The sequence below is a fragment of the Sphingomonas sp. AP28 genome (genome assembly GCF_056680455.1).
In genome coordinates this window covers 467,654-483,687 of sequence record NZ_CM155283.1, presented here as the reverse complement: position 1 = coordinate 483,687, position 16,034 = coordinate 467,654, and the positions used below count along the sequence as shown (strand labels likewise).

Annotated in this window: 12 protein-coding genes; 9 read left to right on the top strand and 3 right to left on the bottom strand. The window is 65.5% G+C overall.

What is annotated here, in order from left to right; translation table 11 throughout:
* Positions 1–627: a glutathione S-transferase family protein gene (locus tag AC1MH0_RS02010; protein ID WP_480964486.1), complete on the bottom strand. Its 627-nt coding sequence runs from the start codon at positions 625–627 to the stop codon at positions 1–3.
* A 102-nt stretch (positions 628–729) separates the two neighbouring features.
* Here AC1MH0_RS02010 and AC1MH0_RS02005 point away from each other — a divergent pair, with 102 nt between their 5' ends.
* Positions 730–2,145, top strand: a complete 1,416-nt coding sequence (locus AC1MH0_RS02005) for a dihydrolipoyl dehydrogenase (protein ID WP_480964485.1) — start codon at positions 730–732, stop codon at positions 2,143–2,145.
* A gap of 170 nt (positions 2,146–2,315) precedes the next feature.
* Here AC1MH0_RS02005 and AC1MH0_RS02000 read toward each other — a convergent pair whose 3' ends face one another.
* Positions 2,316–2,516 carry a hypothetical protein gene (locus AC1MH0_RS02000; protein WP_480964484.1) on the bottom strand — a complete coding sequence of 67 codons (201 nt, stop codon included), beginning with the start codon at positions 2,514–2,516 and terminating at the stop codon, positions 2,316–2,318.
* Between the two features lie 106 nt (positions 2,517–2,622).
* On the opposite strand from AC1MH0_RS02000, the gene paoA reads away from it, so the two are divergent.
* From paoA to AC1MH0_RS01980, 4 genes are all read left to right on the top strand, one after another.
* Complete coding sequence (gene paoA / locus AC1MH0_RS01995; RefSeq protein ID WP_480964483.1) at positions 2,623–3,267, top strand: aldehyde dehydrogenase iron-sulfur subunit PaoA; 645 nt, start codon at positions 2,623–2,625, stop codon at positions 3,265–3,267.
* Positions 3,264–4,214: an FAD binding domain-containing protein gene (locus tag AC1MH0_RS01990; protein WP_480964482.1), complete on the top strand. Its 951-nt coding sequence runs from the start codon at positions 3,264–3,266 to the stop codon at positions 4,212–4,214. The genes paoA and AC1MH0_RS01990 overlap by 4 nt, the downstream gene beginning before the upstream one ends.
* A gap of 5 nt (positions 4,215–4,219) precedes the next feature.
* Positions 4,220–6,412 carry an aldehyde oxidoreductase molybdenum-binding subunit PaoC gene (gene paoC, locus AC1MH0_RS01985; RefSeq protein ID WP_480964481.1) on the top strand — a complete coding sequence of 731 codons (2,193 nt, stop codon included), beginning with the start codon at positions 4,220–4,222 and terminating at the stop codon, positions 6,410–6,412.
* 118 nt (positions 6,413–6,530) lie between these two features.
* Entirely contained in the window at positions 6,531–7,502 is a 972-nt protein-coding gene (locus tag AC1MH0_RS01980) for an NAD(P)H-dependent flavin oxidoreductase (protein WP_480964480.1), read from the top strand.
* Between the two features lie 30 nt (positions 7,503–7,532).
* Here the strand turns inward: AC1MH0_RS01980 and poxB are convergent, their stop codons facing one another.
* Positions 7,533–9,281 carry a ubiquinone-dependent pyruvate dehydrogenase gene (gene poxB / locus AC1MH0_RS01975; protein WP_480964479.1) on the bottom strand — a complete coding sequence of 583 codons (1,749 nt, stop codon included), beginning with the start codon at positions 9,279–9,281 and terminating at the stop codon, positions 7,533–7,535.
* A 323-nt stretch (positions 9,282–9,604) separates the two neighbouring features.
* Here poxB and AC1MH0_RS01970 point away from each other — a divergent pair, with 323 nt between their 5' ends.
* The 4 genes from AC1MH0_RS01970 to AC1MH0_RS01955 all read left to right on the top strand — a co-directional run bounded on the left by AC1MH0_RS01970 (position 9,605) and on the right by AC1MH0_RS01955 (position 16,026).
* Positions 9,605–10,024: a DUF2946 family protein gene (locus AC1MH0_RS01970; RefSeq protein ID WP_480964478.1), complete on the top strand. Its 420-nt coding sequence runs from the start codon at positions 9,605–9,607 to the stop codon at positions 10,022–10,024.
* 148 nt (positions 10,025–10,172) lie between these two features.
* The gene (locus tag AC1MH0_RS01965; protein ID WP_480964477.1) at positions 10,173–12,398 is read left to right on the top strand and encodes a TonB-dependent receptor; all 2,226 of its coding nucleotides are present in this window, start codon (positions 10,173–10,175) and stop codon (positions 12,396–12,398) included.
* A gap of 14 nt (positions 12,399–12,412) precedes the next feature.
* Positions 12,413–13,813, top strand: a complete 1,401-nt coding sequence (locus AC1MH0_RS01960) for a PepSY-associated TM helix domain-containing protein (protein ID WP_480964476.1) — start codon at positions 12,413–12,415, stop codon at positions 13,811–13,813.
* Between the two features lie 530 nt (positions 13,814–14,343).
* A complete protein-coding gene (locus AC1MH0_RS01955) occupies positions 14,344–16,026 on the top strand; it encodes a ShlB/FhaC/HecB family hemolysin secretion/activation protein (protein ID WP_480964475.1) in 1,683 nt (560 codons plus the stop codon).
* Positions 16,027–16,034: the final 8 nt, after the last annotated feature.

Below are 16,034 nucleotides of genomic sequence, written 5' to 3'. Positions count from 1 at the left end.
TTAGCGGCGGGCCGGCATCAGCGGGCCACCAATCTCAGTCGCGGCGACGAACGCTGGGCGGGCGCGCAGTCGATCGAGATACGCCGCGACGTCGGGATGCTCCTTGAGCAATCCGGCGCTCTCGGCGATCGCGAGGATGTAGCACATCTGGATATCGGCCAGCATCAGCTGCTCGCCCATCAGATACGGGCCATCGCCGACGCCCGCGCCGATATAGTCGAGCGTCTTGGTCACTTCGGGTCCGGTGAACTTGGCAAGGCCTTCAGGCAGACCGCCCATCCGCTTGCCGAGCGACGTCATCATGATCGGCAACGACGCCGAGCTTTCGACATATTGCAGCCATTCGTCGTGCACGGCGGCCGCATCGCTGTCGACCGGCGGCGAGAAGCGACGGTCGCCGTAACGCTCGTCGATGTACGACAGGATCGGCGCGCTCTCGGCGAGCGTCAGCGCATCATCGACCAGTACCGGTGCCTTGCCGAGCGGATGGATCGCCTTGAGCTCTGCCGGCGCGCGGAAATTCTCGTCACGCTCGTATTTGACGAGGTCGTATTCGATGCCGAGCTCTTCGAGCAGCCAGATCACGCGGATCGAGCGCGAATAGTTCAGGTGGTGGAGGGTTAACATAGGCGTCCTTCGGATATGATTGTGCTGCACCGCGGAACGGCTGGGCAGCATCGAAGGTTTCCTCGATCGCGGCTCCGGAATTCTCCGGCAACGGAGAGATTTATGACGAAACTGACCTGCGATGTCGCGATCATCGGCGCAGGCACGGCAGGGCTAGCCGCCGAACGGAGCGCGCGACGCAACGGCGCCAGCACCCTGCTGATCGACGAAGGCTTTGGCGGCACGACCTGCGCGAGCGTGGGATGCATGCCGTCCAAGCTGTTGATCGCGGCGGGCAATGCGATGCACACGGTCGCGCAGGCTTCGACCTTCGGCGTCGAGGCCTCGGGCAAGGTCGACGGCGTGGCGGTGATGACGCGTGTCCGCACACTGCGCGACGCGTTCGTCGCCGGCGTCGAGGAGTCGATCGACAAGCTCCCCGACGAGGTGAAGATCGAGGCGCGCGCTAAATTCGCCGGTGCAACGATCCTGTCGCTCAGCGACGGCCGCGAGGTCCATGCCAAGTCGGTGGTGGTCGCAACCGGGTCCAGCCCTGCGATCCCCGAGATGTTCGACGCCGTGCGCGACCGGGTGCTGACCAACGAGAGCATTTTCGAGCTTGAAGATTTGCCGCGGTCGATCGGCGTCGTCGGTGCCGGTGCGCTGGGGTTGGAACTCGCGCAGGCGATGGCGCGGCTGGGGGTCGATACGATGGTGTTCGACACCGGCGAGACGATCGGCGGGCTGAAGGACCACCATGTCGCCGAGGCCTATCGCGAGATCCTGTCGCGCGAGATGCCGATCCTGCTCGGCGTAAAGCTGACGGTCGAGCCGGATGGCGATGGCGTTCGACTCGCCTGGACCGGTTCGGCATCGGGCGAGCACCGCTTCGATTACTTGCTCGTCGCGACCGGCCGCCCGCCGCGGGTCAAGGATATCGGGTTGGAGACGACCGGCCTCGCGCTCGACGACCACGGCATGCCGGATTACGACCCCGACACGATGCAATGCGGAACCGCACCGATCTTCATCGCCGGGGATGCGGATCATGATCGCGCGGTGTTGCACGAGGCGTCGTCGGAAGGGATGATCGCCGGGCGCAACGCCGCCAGCTATCCGGAGGTAACGCCCGGCAAGCGCAGCGTGCCGTTTGCGATAACCTTCACGCACCCCAATGTCGCGGTGATCGGCACGGTCGCTGGGGACGACGACGCGGACAGCGTGATCGGGACCGCCTCGTACGACGACCAGGGTCGTGCGAAGGTGGAGGCGTGCAATGCCGGCCTCGTACGGTTCTACGCGGACCGTCGCGACGGGCGATTGACGGGGGCATCGATGGCGGGGCCTGCCGTCGAGCACAGCGCACACCTGATCGCCTGGGCCATCCAGAGCGGCTGGACGGCTACCGAAGTGCTCGACCTGCCTTTCTATCATCCGACCTTCGAGGAGGGCATCAAGTCCGCCTTGCGGTCGATCTGCAGCGAAGTGCATTCGCCTACCCCGCCCGACCGTGACGATGGGTTCACGCCGGGGACTTAAGCACGGCCGCGGGGAGATCACCTCCCCGGCCAAGGCCGTGTCCCGGTTGGAAAGGGCGCAGTAACGTCGCATCGCCCGTCGTTGGCAAGACCTCCCAACTGGATCCCGGCCGCCGCCAGGGAAGATGGATACTGGGAGGTCTCAAGAACTATCGCGAGCGCTTCGGCCCCCTACTCGTCCAAATCCAGATACGCGACGACGTCGTTCTCCGTCGCCAGATACAGCCCTGCCTGCACGTCTTCCTCCTGCTGCGCGGCAATCGCCAGCGCCTCACCGAGAGGCCCATAGAACATGGTCGTCGCCGCACCGCCCTCCCCGCTGTCGTCGAGGTGATAGAGCCGAACCGACACGTCGGAGGAAATCGTCCGCATCTCAATCCCCTACCAAAATATATGACCCAAATTTCACGGAACCAAACGCCGCGATCCGCAACTTTGGTCGCCTTCACCCGTTAAGCCAACAGATACAGGGGTTTATATGCATCAGGATGAAGGTTTTCCGGTGTCGCGCCGCGGCGTGATTGCCGGTGGTGTCGCATCGGCCACGTTGGTGGCGGCACCCGGCGTGCAGGCGCAGACGCAGGGGACCGCGCAGCCGGCCCCGCCGACGATGCCGGTCACGCTCAGAGTGAACGGTCGCACGACCAAGCTGAACGTCGATACGCGCACCACGCTACTCGATGCCCTGCGCGAGAATTTGAAGCTGACCGGCACCAAGAAGGGCTGCGATCACGGCCAGTGCGGCGCGTGCACGGTGATCGTCGACGGTCGCCGGATCAACAGCTGCCTCACGCTCGCGGTCATGCACGAGGGCGAGGAGATCACCACGATCGAAGGCCTGGGCACGCCCGAGAAGCTGCACGCAATGCAGGCGGCATTCGTCAAGCATGACGGTTATCAGTGCGGCTATTGCACGCCCGGCCAGATCTGCTCGGCAGTCGCGACGCTCGGCGAGATCAAGGCGGGTGTCCCGAGCCATGTCGCCGACGACATCACCGCAAAGCCGACGGTCACCACCGACGAACTGCGCGAGCGGATGAGCGGCAACATCTGTCGCTGCGGTGCCTATGCGAACATCATCGACGCGATCCACGACGTCGCCGGTACGGAGCGCACCGCATGAAGGCCTTCACCTACGAACGCGCGACCTCGGCCAAGGATGCCGCCAGCGCCGCGGTCCGCACGCCCGGCGCGAAGTTCATCGCCGGTGGCACCAATCTGCTCGACCTGATGAAGCTCCAGATCGAGACGCCGCAGCATTTGATCGACGTCAACGGCCTAGGTCTCGACAAGATCACGCCGACCTCGGACGGCGGTCTGCGTGTCGGCGCCCTCGTTCGCAACACCGATCTCGCCGCCGACGCGCGCGTGCGCAAGGACTACGGCGTGCTCAGCCGTGCGTTGGTGTCCGGCGCCTCCGGCCAGCTCCGCAACAAGGCGACGACGGCCGGCAATCTGCTGCAGCGGACCCGGTGCCCGTATTTTTACGACACCACCAAGCCCTGCAACAAGCGCCAGCCCGGTAGCGGCTGCGCGGCGATCGGCGGGTTCAACCGCAACCTCGCCGTCATGGGCACGAGCGACGCCTGTATCGCGACGCACCCAAGCGACATGGCCGTCGCGATGCGGGTGTTGGACGCGACGGTCGAGACGGTGAACGCCGCTGGCCAGACGCGTGCGATCCCGATCGCCGACTTCCACCGTCTCCCCGGCACCACGCCGAACATCGAGACATCGCTCGCGCCCGGCGAACTCATCACCGCGGTGACGCTGCCCAAGCCGATCGGCGGCACGCACATCTACCAGAAGGTGCGAGACCGCGCGTCCTACGCGTTCGCGCTGATCTCGGTTGCTGCCGTCATCCAGCCTGGCGGTCGTGGCCGGCTCGCCTTTGGTGGCCTCGCCCACAAGCCGTGGCGCGTCGAAGCGGCCGAGGCGCAGATGCCCAACGGCGCCAAGGCGACCGCCGCGGCGGTCCTCGCCGGCGCCCGCACCACATCCCAGAACGCGTTCAAGCTGCCGTTGGTCGAACGCACCATCGGCGCCGTGTTCGAAGACGCAAAGGCCTGATCGCCATGAAGTTCGATACCCCCGCAACCGCCAATCCGACCGACCGGATGAAGGTGCTCGGCCAGCCGCACGACCGTGTCGACGGCAAGCTGAAGACCACCGGCATGGCCCACTACGCCTATGAACGCAGCGATGCCGCGCCGAATGCCGCTTATGGCTACATCCTCGGCGCGGCGATCGCGAAGGGGCGGATCGCGAGCATCGACGTCGCCGACGCGAAGGCCGCACCCGGCGTGCTCGCGGTCGTCACGTATGAGAACGCCGGCAAGCTCGGCAAGGCGAAGAACCATACCGCGCGGATGCTCGCCGGTCCCGACGTCCAGCACTACGACCAGGCGGTGGCCGTCGTCGTCGCCGAGACGTTCGAACAGGCGCGCGCCGCCACCAAGCTGCTCCGCGTCACCTATGCGAGGGGCGCCGGCAAGTTCGATCTCGCCGCCGCGCAGGGCTCGGCGACCAAGCCGAAGAGCGGCACCCCGGATACCGCGGTCGGCGACTTCGCGGGCGCATTCGCCAAGGCGCCGGTCAAGCTCGACGAGCGCTACACGACGCCCGACCAGAGCCACATGATGATGGAGCCGCACTCAACCACGGCGGCGTGGAAGAACGGCAAGCTTACGCTGTGGACGTCGAACCAGATGCTCAACTGGGCGGTCGGCGACATGAGCCAGACGTTGCTCATGCCGAAGGAGAACATCCATGTCATGTCGCCCTATGTCGGCGGCGGGTTCGGGTCGAAGCTCTGGATCCGCAGCGATGCGGTAATGGCGGCGCTCGGCTCGCGCGCGATCGGCGGACGTCCGGTCAAGTTGGCGCTTGCCCGCCCGCAGGTGATGAACAACACCACGCATCGCCCTGCGACGATCCAGCGTCTCCGTATCGGCGCGCAGAAGGACGGCAGGATCACCGCGATCGCGCATGAGAGCTGGTCGGGCGATCTCCCCGGTGGTGGCCCGGAGACCGCACCGAACGCCACGCGTTTGCTTTACGCCGGCGCCAACCGGATGACCGCGACGCGGCTCGCGGTGCTCGATCTCCCCGAGGGCAACGCGATGCGCGCTCCGGGCGAGGCCGTCGGCCTGCTCGCGCTCGAAGCGGCGATGGACGAATTGGCCGAGAAGCTGAAGATGGATCCGGTCCAGCTGCGGATCATCAACGATACGCAGGTCGATCCGGAGAAACCGACGCGGCAATTCTCGCACCGCGACCTGGTCGGCTGCCTGAAGACCGGCGCCGAGCGCTTCGGCTGGAGCAAGCGTAACCCGGTTCCGGGCCAGACGCGCGACGGCCGCTGGCTGGTCGGCATGGGCATGGCGTCGGCGTTCCGCGACAACGTCACGATGAAGTCGGGCGCTCGTGTCGGCATCGACAAGAAGGGCGTCGTCACCGTCGCCACCGACATGACCGACATCGGCACCGGCAGCTATACGATCATCGCGCAGACCGCCGCCGAGTTGATGGGTGTCCCCATGGACAAGGTCGTCGTCCTGCTCGGCGACAGCAGCTTCCCCGAATCGTCCGGTTCGGGCGGCCAGTGGGGCGGCAACAGCTCGACCGCGGGCGTCTATGCGGCGTGCATGGCATTGCGCGAGCGAGTCGCGCAGAAGCTCGGCTTCAACTCGACCGACGTCGTGTTCGAGGACAACAAGGTGAAGTCGGGCAACCGCAGCGTCTCACTGTCGGACGCGGCAGGCGATGCCGGCCTCTCCGCCGAGGATACGATCGAGTTCGGCGACCTGACCAAGACATACGCACAAGCCACGTTCGGCGCGCATTTCGTCGAAGTCGGCGTCGACTCGGCGACCGGCGAGATTCGCGTCCGCCGGATGAGCGGCGCGTTCGCGGCGGGTCGAATCCTTAACCCGAAGTCGGCTCGCAGCCAGATCATCGGCGCGATGACGATGGGCGTCGGCTCGGCGCTCATGGAAGACGCGATAGTGGACACGCGGTTCGGCTATTTCGTCAACCACGACCTTGCCGAGTACCACGTCCCCGCGCATGCCGATATTCCGGTTCAGGACGTGTTCTTCATGGACGAGATCGATGCGAAGTCGTCACCTATGAAGGCCAAGGGTGTCGGCGAACTCGGCATGTGCGGCGTCGGCGCGGCGATCGCCAATGCCGTCTACAACGCGTGCGGCGTGCGAATCCGCGATTATCCGCTGACGCTCGACAAGGTCATCGGCAAGATGGCCTGACCCCAGCCCTCCAATTCGGACCCTCCAATCCGAGCCCTCCAATCCGGCCGGAACGCGGTCGGATTGGAGGACGAAGCCGGGTCTGGCGCGGTCGAATGGGTTGCGCTAGAAAACCCACATGACCGTACCCGCTATTCTAAAAAACCTGCGCCTGCCCGTCATCGGCTCGCCGCTGTTCATCATTTCCGGACCCGACCTGGTGATCGCGCAGTGCAAGGCGGGCATCGTCGGTTCGTTCCCCGCGCTCAACGCGCGGCCCCAGGCGATGCTCGACGAATGGCTCCACCGCATCACCGAGGAACTCGCTGCGCACAATCGCGCCAATCCGGATCGTCCGGCGGCGCCGTTCGCGGTCAACCAGATCGTCCATAAGTCGAACGACCGTCTCGAAAGCGACCTCGCCACCTGCGCGAAGTGGCAGGTGCCGATCGTCATCACCTCGCTCGGCGCGCGCGAGGACCTCAACACCGCTGTCCATGGCTGGGGCGGGATCACGCTGCACGACGTGATCGACGACCGGTTCGCGCGCAAGGCGATCGAGAAGGGCGCCGACGGCCTGATCGCGGTCGCCGCCGGCGCCGGCGGTCATGCCGGTCGCCTGTCGCCGTTCGCGATCATCCAGGAAATCCGCCAGTGGTTCGACGGCCCACTCGCGCTGTCGGGGTCGATCGCGACCGGCGATGCGGTGCTCGCGGCGCAGGCGATGGGCGCGGACTTCGGCTATATCGGCTCGCCGTTCATCGCCACCACCGAGGCGAACGCCGACCCCGCATACAAGAACGGCATCGTCGCGGGCAAAGCCTCCGACATCGTCTATTCCAACTTGTTCACCGGCGTACACGGCAACTATCTGCGCGCGTCGATCGAGGCGGCAGGCATGGACCCCGACAACCTGCCCGAAGGCGACCTGAAGACGATGAACTTCGGTGGAGGCGACAACAAGGACGGCGGATCGAAGCCCAAGGCGTGGAAGGACATCTGGGGCTCGGGCCAGGGTATCGGCGCCGTTACCGAGGTCGAGAGCGTCGCCGACCGCGTCGACCGGCTCGAACGCGAATATCGCGCGGCGCGGGCCCGTCTCGCACTTTGACGGACCCGGCGCCGACCGAGGTCGGTTTGCTCAGAACAGGCTCTTGAGCAAGCCGATATTGGTCTTGCCCAGTTCGACCACCTCGTCCCCTCGCCCGCTGATGATCGCCTTGGCCATGTAGAGCGTGAAGCCCTTCATCTGCTCCATGGTGATCTTCGGCGGCATCGACAATTCGGTCCGCGCAGTGACCGCGTCGAGCAAGGCCGGTCCGGGGTGCGCCAGCACGTCGCGGATACCCGCCTCGAGATCGCCCGGATCGGTCACCCGCACCCCGTGCAGACTGATCGCCCGCGCCATCGCCGCGAAATCCGGGTTGTCGAGCGCGACCCCGGTCTCGATCAGGCCGGCCGCCTTCATCTCCATCTCGACGAAGCCGAGCGTACCGTTGTTGAACACGATGATCTTCACCGGCAGGCTAAGCTGGCGCACCGTCAGCAACTCGCCCATCAGCATCGCCAGACCGCCGTCACCCGACAACGTCACGACCTGACGCGTCGGATATGCCGCCTGTACGCCGATCGCCTGGGGAAGCGCGTTCGCCATCGATCCGTGGTTGAACGACCCGATCAACCGCCGCCGTCCGTTCATCTTCAGATAGCGCGCGGCCCAGACCGTCGGCGTCCCCACGTCGCAGGCAAATACGGCATCGTCCGCCGCCTGTTCGCTGAGGACGCGCGCGACATGTTGCGGATGGATCGTGCCGCTGCCGGGCGTCCCGTCCGCGAGATCGTCGAGCCCTTCGCGCGACTTCGTGTAGTTCTCTATCGCGGATTTCAGGAAGCTGCCGTCGCGTCCACGGCCCAATCGCGGGATCAGCGCGGCGAGCGTGGCACCAACGTCGCCGACCAAACCGATATCGATCGCCGTCCGCCGCCCGAGATTTTCCGGGATCAGGTCGATCTGCGCGACCTTGGCCTTTTCCGGATAGAATTGCCGATATGGGAAATCCGTCCCGAGCATCAGCAGCACGTCGCACGCCATCATAGCGTCGTACCCGCTCGAAAAGCCGATCAGCCCGGTCATTCCCACGTCATAGGGGTTGTCGTACTCGACGAACTCCTTGCCGCCCAGCGCATGGACGATCGGCGCCTGCAGCACGCCAGCGAGCTCGACAAGTTCGGCGTGCGCGTTACGGCATCCCCGCCCCGCCAGGATCGTCACTTTCCTGGCACCGTTCAGCAAGGCGGCCAGTTCGGCGATGTCCGCCTCGGCCGGTGTCGTCACCGAGGCCCGCGGCAACAGCGCGGCGGTCGATCGCGCCAGCGTCCCCGTCGTCGATCGCAACGCGACGTCGCCCGGCATTGCCACTACCGAAACGCCGCGACGACCGACCGCCGCGCGGATTGCGGTCTCCAGCGTCCGCGGCATCTGGTCCGCGTCGGAAATCGTTTCGCAATAGACGCTACATTCGCGGAACAGCGCTTCCGGCCGCGTTTCCTGGAAATAGTTCGAGCCGACCTCCCCGCTCGGCACCTGCGCGGCGATCGCCAGCACCGGCACGCGCGTCCGGTGGCAGTCGTACAGGCCGTTGATCAGGTGCATGTTGCCGGGACCGCACGACCCCGCGCAGACCGCGAGCTTGCCCGTCAACTGCGCCTCCGCGCCCGCCGCGAACGCTGCCGCCTCCTCGTTGCGGACATGGATCCATTCGATCTTGCCCTGTCGGCGCAAACTGTCGGTGAGGCCGTTCAGGCTGTCGCCGACGACGCCGTATATCCGCTCGACTCCCGCTAGGTGCAGCGTCTCGGCAAACAGGTCGGCGATGATGGTCTTGGACATGGGCAACTCCAGGCAGTGACGCCCGCCTCAATCGGCCGGCGAGGCGGTAGTGCACAAACGCGTTCTAGTATGATCGGGATGCAAATTATGCAGGCTGCTCGTCGGTAACCGGGCTCGCGCGGCTCCCTTTCGCGAAACTAGGACACGCGACGCAGCAAGCAAACCGAGAGCGCCGCAATGCGCCGCGGACCGTGACGGTCGGCAGTATCCGAAATAACCGGTTGTCGCTTGCAGCGAAGCATCCGGCACGCGCCGATTTTTCCTCGGCGGCGAGACGTTTCGCCCACGTGACACGCTCTTGGACAGCGCGTAGACCCCTCGCCATGGCCGCGCTCCGTCGTCTTCTCTTGGATCATCGCGCGCTGGCGGCGTGGGTGTTTGCCTGCGCGCTGGTGATGAAGGTCCTGGTGCCGGCCGGTTTCATGCCGGTCGTCTCGGCGGGACGGGTGACGATCGAGATCTGTGCCGGCACCGCACCCGCGCCGATGTCGATGGCAACGACGATGTCGATGCCCGGCATGGCGCATCATGCGGACAAATCCGGTCCCCAGGGTCGGGAGATGCCGTGCGCCTTTTCCGGCCTGACCGCACCGTCGCTGGCGGCTGCCGATCCCCTGCTGCTCGCGATTGCCATCGCATTCATCGTCGCCCTGGTCTTTCGAGTCAGGGCCGCGATTCCGGTTCCCGCGCACGCGTATCTACGGCCACATTTGCGAGGCCCCCCGCCCTTACCTGCCACGTGATCCGTCGGTTTCCGGACCGGGCCCGATCACGACGCTTCAGCTGATCCGCCACCTCGGCGGACCAGCATCTACGCGCGCGGCATGTCCGCAGGGATGACGGTATCCGATCCTGCACCGGGGTGTGCGGACGGATCCAGCAGGGATTCGCATGTTCAAAACCATATGTCTCGCATCGGCATCGATCGTCGCGTTCGCCGGGGCGGCTCACGCGTCCGACACGAACGACGCGACCGACCAGAAGTCCGAGATCATCGTCACCGGCCAGCGGGACCAGCTCAAGCTCGATCGCAAGTCCGATACCGGCAGCCGCCTAGGCCTGTCGGTCCGCGAGACGCCCGCCACCGTCGAGACGCTCACCCAGGCGGACATGCAGGTGCAGGGTCTCCGCACCGCCCGCGAGGCGTTCAACAGCGTCGTCGGCGCGATCGCCGGCAACGTCCCCGGCAACCCCGCAGTCGTGACGTTGCGCGGCTTTTCGGGCGGCGCCGTCTCGATCCTGCAGGACGGCGTCCGTATCTCCACCTCGACCGTGGTCCAGCGCGATACCAATGTGTGGCATTTCGACCGGATCGAAGTGATCAAGGGGCCAGCCTCGGTGCTGTACGGCGAAGGCGCGCTGGCCGGCGTCATCAACAAGGTCACGCGCAAGCCGACGTTCGACGGCGACCACCTCGACGGATTGCTGAGCGTCGGCAGCTTCGACACGGTGACCGCGGCCAGCGGCGTGAACCTGAAACTGTCGGACAGCGTCGCGATCCGCGCAGACGCGAGCTACATGCATTCCGACAGCCTGTACGACGTCGACGACAATGAAACGCGGTCCACGGGGCTGACGGGCAGCATCCTGGTCAAGCCGTCGGCCGATTTGAGCCTGCTCTTTGCCGTCGACCATTACGAGGATCGATACGACAGCAGCTATCAAGGGCTGCCGTGCGTCTCCGCCGCGGTCGCGCGCGATCCAAGCGACGCATTGCGTAGCCAGAACGGCATGGTGCTCGACAAGGCGCTGCGCCGTCGCAACTACAATCCGTACGGCGCCTATTCCGGCGCACGCGACACGACGCTGCGCTCGCGGATCGACTACGCGATCGGTGGCGGCTGGTCGGTCGGTAACGACTTCACCTGGTATCACGCCAAGCGCGACTTCGTGCTGAGTGGCGATCAGACCTTCACCGCCCCGACCGCCGCCTTCCCCAAGGGCAGCTTCGCGCGGTCGGTCCAGCGTATTTACCACGACCACCGCCTCTGGAACGAGCGGCTCGTGGTCGCCAACGACAGCGTGATCGCAGGACTGCGCAACCGGTTCAGCCTCGGCGGCGAGTATAACGACACGAACTTCGTCAATCCGCGTCAGCAGAGCCCGGTCGGTGGCAACGCCGCCATACGGATCGCGAACGTCGATCCGTTCGCGCCGATCGTCGGCGCGTTCCCAAACATCGACGCTGCGTATTCGACTACCAACGTCGTCTACGATTCGAAGCTTAAGACGGCGTCGGTGTTCGCCGAAGACGCGCTAAATCTGACACCGGAATGGCTGCTGGTCGGCGGCGCGCGCTACGATCACATCGACCTGACCCGCGTCATCACCAATCTCAACGCGAACGGCGCAGTGACGCAAGGGGCGCCGACCTATGATCCGTTCTCGTGGCGGATCGGCACTACCTACGACCTGACGCCCGGCATTACCGTGTACGGCCAGTACACGACCGCGGTCACGCCGGTATCCTCGATCCTGCTCCAGTCGATCGTCAACACGACCTACAAACTCACCAAGGGCCGCTCGTACGAGGTTGGCTTCAAGGCCTCCGCGTTCGCCAAGCGGTTGACGATGACCGGCGCTGCATACCGGATCGAGCAGACCAACATCCTCACGCGCGATCCGAACAATCCGCAGCAAGCCATTCAAGGCGGCGAACAGTCGTCGCAGGGCGTCGAACTCAACATCGGCGCAGCGCTCACAGACGCGCTCTCGGTATCGGCAGGCGCCGCCTATACCGACGCGCAGTACGACCAGTTGAGCGAGCTGATCGCCGGAGCGCGCATCGATCGTGCCGGAAACCGACCGATCAACACGCCCTCGACCACCGTTAGCGGGTCGGCGCTCTACACGATCAAGGCTATCCCCGTGACGATCGGCGGGTTCGTGCGGCACGTCTCCGGCTTCTACACCGACACCGCCAACACCTATTTCGTGCGTGGCCATACGACTGTCGACGCGTCGATCAGCTATCAGGTGGCGCCGCAAGCGTCCGTCTCGATCCGTGGGCGCAACCTGACCGACGCGTTCTACGGCGAGTATTCGGGATACCCGACGACCAACGTCTATATCGGCGCGCCGCGCAGCGTCGAAATCGCGCTTTCCACGCATTTCTGAGCAAAGGTTTCCAGATGGCCTTCACCGGTTCGGTCGATCCGAAAGCGTACCGCGCGCTCTGGCGCTGGCACTTCTATGCCGGCCTGATCGTCGCGCCCTTCCTGCTGATCCTGGCCGTCACCGGCTCGATCTACCTGTTCAACGACGAGATCGACGATGCGCTGTATCCCGCGCAGCGCTTCGTCGCGGTCCATGCAACGCAGGTGCCGCCGTCGCGGATGATCGATGCAGCGCTGAAGGCGTATCCCGGGGCGGCGACGCGCATCGACCTTCCGGGCGCGCCGAACCGCTCGGCGGTCGTGTTCGTCACCCCCGATCGCGGCGAGCCGCTTCGCGTGGCCGTCGATCCGGGAACGGCTCGCGTGCTCGGGTCGACGATATACGCCCGAACGCTGGTCGGCTTTGCAGATGCGATGCACGGATCGCTGACGCTCGGCACGATCGGCGATCGGATCGTCGAGCTCGCCGCATGCTGGGCGCTCGTCTTGATCGTCACCGGGCTGTACCTGTGGTGGCCGCGCGGACGCGGTGGGCTGGGCGGCATCCTCTACCCGCGGCTTGGTGCCGGTGGACGCCTGTTCTGGCGCGACCTGCACGCTGTGATCGGAGTCTGGTCGGTCGCGTTCATCGCGTTCCTGTTGCTGACCGGGCTGCCATGGGCCGGGATTCAGGGCGACCTGCTCAACCGCGGCACCGCGGCGCTGGGCATCGGCTACCCGGCATCGAACCGCACGCACAACGCGCCTGCGAGCGTGCCGATGAAGACCGCGCTGGGCGAAGCGCCATGGACGATGGAGCAAGCGCCGATGCCGACATCCACGGCATCCTCCGAACATGCCGGTCACGCCGGCCACGAGATGACCATGGCCGTCCGCGATGATGCGGCGGTGGCCGGGATCGACCGGATCGCAACCTCCGTGACGCTCGATCATCACGTCGCGGGTGCGTATCGCCTGTTCCTGCCGAGCGGACCGACCGGCGTCTACACCGCCTACACCTACCCGGATCAGCCGCAGGGGCAGCGTACACTGTATTTCGATCGCTGGACCGGCGGCCTGATCCGCGAGGTCGGCTACCCCGATTATGGCTGGGCAGCGAAGGCGATCGAGCTCGGCGTCCAGCTGCACATGGGAAATTACTTCGGGTTGGCGAACCAGGTCGTGATGCTGACGACGTGCATCGCGATCGTGCTGCTCGTGATCAGCGGTGTCGTGATGTGGTGGCAGCGCCGCCCGACGGGCCGCCTCGCCGCGCCAGCGCGCGTCTCCCCGACGAGGATCAAGGGCGCGGTCGCCATTCTCATCGTCGCGGGAATAGTATTCCCGATCCTGGGGGTGTCGGTGATCGCGATCTTCCTGATCGACCGCTTGGTATTGCTCGCGGCGGTGAGGCGATATCGGAACGATCGAGGATAGCTGCGGCGCGCTATTGCACAACGGCCGCGAAACAGTCGGCGGCGTGCGAACCGTGTCCCCGCCTGCGGGAAATGCTGCTCACGAACCGTGGCTATGGGAGCCTATCCACTTCTAGCAACAGCATGCCGCTGCCCGCTGTCCTGGAAGGAAGTATCTCCCTGATCTTTACGTCGACGTAATCTGAGGACTGAAGCGACGAGTGCTAATTACGCCAGCCGCTGCTACTCGATTACAATAGTTGTAAATTAACGAACAATTAATCATACATTTAGCTTGTAATCGACACTATTAACATACATAGATCAAGTATGGTGGAATAGGCCAAGCGCTGCGAACGTCGCAGCGGACCATTTTAGTTCCGTAATGCCCGTTCGCATACAGATGCTTGAGACCCGATCATAATTGGGCTCCAGTCTCTTCGAAGGCTTCGTCCTTGCTTCGGACGCTCTCCCCACAATCATTCGACATGGCTCCCGCTGCTGCGGATGGGAGATCTGTGCCTTCCATCCGCGGTGACTTTCGAGGTGTTCATGTACAAGTCGACCCTTTGGGCGGCCGCGCTTGCGGCTGTGAGCCCGGCTGCCTTGCTGATTTCGACGCAATCGGCGCAGGCGCAGGTTCCCGTGGGGGCCGGTGGACAGCTCCAGCAGATCCCGCCCGTACTGCTGAACGAGACGCCCGCGCCAGACTTCGGGTTCGAGCGCAAGACGCCGGTCGTCGTTGCCGCCACGGGTGGTCCGAAGACGCTCGTGCGCTCGCTGCGCGTGACCGGTGCGACGCTGTTTCCCGAGGCCGACCTGATCGCCGCATCGAAGTTCGCGCCGAACAGCGAGCTTGACCTGTCCGACCTGAAGACGCTCGCCGCGCGGATCACCGCCTATTACACGAGCCGCGGCTATTTCGTCGCGAACGCCTACCTCCCCGAGCAGGACGTACGGAGCGGCGCAGTGACGATCGCCGTCATTGAGGGACGCTTCGGCGCGGTCGGCGTCAAGAACGAGTCACGACTTTCCGACAGCGTCGCGAACGGCATCCTTGCCGGGCTCGACGTTGGCGATCCGGTCGCGGTCGCGCCGCTCGAGCGCCGCTTGCTGATGCTGTCGGACCTGCCCGGCGTGCGCGTATCCTCGACGCTGAGCCCCGGCACTGCGGTCGGCACGTCGGACTTGCTGGTCGCGATTACCCCAAGCCAGAGCATCACCGGCAGTGTCGAGGCCGACAACGCCGGCAACCGCTACACCGGCGCCTACCGCGTCGGCGGTGTGGTCAACTGGAACAACCCGACCGGCTCAGGCGACGTGCTGAGCCTGCGCGCGCTGACCTCGTTTTCCGGGCTCGCTTACGGCCGCGCGTCGTACCAGGCACCGATCGGGCAGGTCACGCTCGGCGTCGCGTTCGCGCATCTCGAATACTCGCTGGGCAAGGAATTCGACAGCCTCGAAGGCAGCGGCAACGCCGACGTCGCCAGCGTCTATGCCAGCTATCCGCTGATCCGCTCGCGCGACAACAATCTGTACGTGACGCTCGGTGGCGACGTGAAATGGTTCGAGGACCGGATCGGCATCGTCGACGTCACCACCTATCGCCGTGCGCAGGTGATCACCGCAGGGCTCAGCGGCGACGAGCACGACACGCTGCTCGGGGGCGGCTGGAGCGCGTATTCGCTGAGCTATTCGGTCGGCAATCTCGACATTCGCGGCGCGTATGAGCGTTCGATCGACGTGCTGACCGCACGCACCGACGGCAGCTACGGGAAGGTCCAGTTCAGCTTCGCGCGGTTGCAGACCATCGCCGGGCCGCTGTCGCTGTTCGCCTCCGCGCGCGGGCAGATCGCGTTCAGCAACCTCGATATCTCCGAGCGGATGGAGCTGGGCGGCGCCTACGCCGTCCGCGCCTACCCAGAGGGCGAGGCTTACGGCGACCAGGGCTATGTCGCCACCGCCGAGGCGCGGCTGGCGTTGCCGCAGGTCGTGCCGGGTGCGCTCCAGCTGTTCGGGTTCGTCGACGTTGGCGAGGTCGATTACGTCAAGCACCCGTATTTCGACGGATCGAACCACGCGAAACGCAGCGCGTACGGCGCCGGGCTGAGCTGGGCGGGACCGTACGGTATCGCCGCCAAGGCGACCTATGCACGCAAGCTCGGCGATGCCGATGCGACGTCCGCCCCCGACAAGTCGGGTCGCGCCTGGTTCCAGCTCTCGAAGACATTCTGAGCGCACCA